This is a genomic window from Vibrio sp. 1727 (genome assembly GCF_033344415.1).
Taxonomy (GTDB): Bacteria; Pseudomonadota; Gammaproteobacteria; order Enterobacterales; family Vibrionaceae; genus Vibrio; species Vibrio alginolyticus.
This window is the reverse complement of record NZ_JAWPOT010000155.1, coordinates 1-848: the sequence shown is the minus strand read 5'-3', so window position 1 is coordinate 848 and position 848 is coordinate 1. Positions and strand designations below refer to the sequence as shown.

The 848-nt window shown below is 48.3% G+C and carries 1 protein-coding gene; it reads right to left on the bottom strand.

Annotation, left to right across the window (positions count from 1 at the left end; translation table 11 throughout):
* Positions 1–4: 4 nt before the first annotated feature.
* A partial coding sequence (locus tag R8O10_RS24485) for a flagellar motor protein MotB (protein WP_318191853.1) occupies positions 5–848 on the bottom strand: 844 nt, incomplete at its 5' end.

Sequence of the window (848 nt, the reverse complement as noted above, 5' to 3'; positions counted from 1 at the left end):
TTTGTTATTGAATCACGGGCACTTCTTCACTGTATAAAGGTTCACCTTGCATGATACTGATTTCAACACGACGGTTAAGTGCGCGGTTTTCATCAGAATCATTCGGCACCAAAGGCTCGGTATCCGCCATACCTCGCACACGAAGACGCTGATGCGAGAAACCTCTGACCTTTTCCATCTCTTGAGCGACCGACACCGCACGCTGCGATGACAAGTCCCAATTCGAGCGATACAGCTCAGAATCCAAACGCTGATTGTCCGTGTGACCAGAGATTCGGACAATACCTGGCACATCTTTCACTAGCTCAGCAATCTGTCGCACTAATGGTCTGAACTTCGGTTGCAGGAATGCAGAACCTTCTGGGAATGCGCCTTTCTCTCGCATTCGTATAACGATTTGCTGACCGAGGTTCTCCACTTCAATCGCGCCTTGTTCGATTTCACGTTCGAGCGCCTTCTTGATGCTCTCCATCAAGGTTTCCATCTCTTGTGACATCTCTTTAGACTGCTGCTGTTGCATGTCTGACTCTGCGGACTGATTGCTTTGTGTCGAAGTTTCCGGTGATTGACCGCCCGTCAGCTTGCCTTCATCACGCTTAGTACCACCAGCTCGGTCAGACTCACCTTCGTGGAATTCTAGCGTCTGCTGAGTGATATCCATGGTTTGTTGCATGATGACATCAATCGGTGTCGGCTCAGGACGGCCTGGTCTAAATTCTTGTGCGATGATGCTGGTGCCTTTAGGAATGTCTTTCACTTCCAGTTGGTTTTGCACACCAAATGCAAATTTCATCGAACCAGCAATCTGTTTGAACTTCAAAACATCCATTTCAGAGAATGAAAGCAGC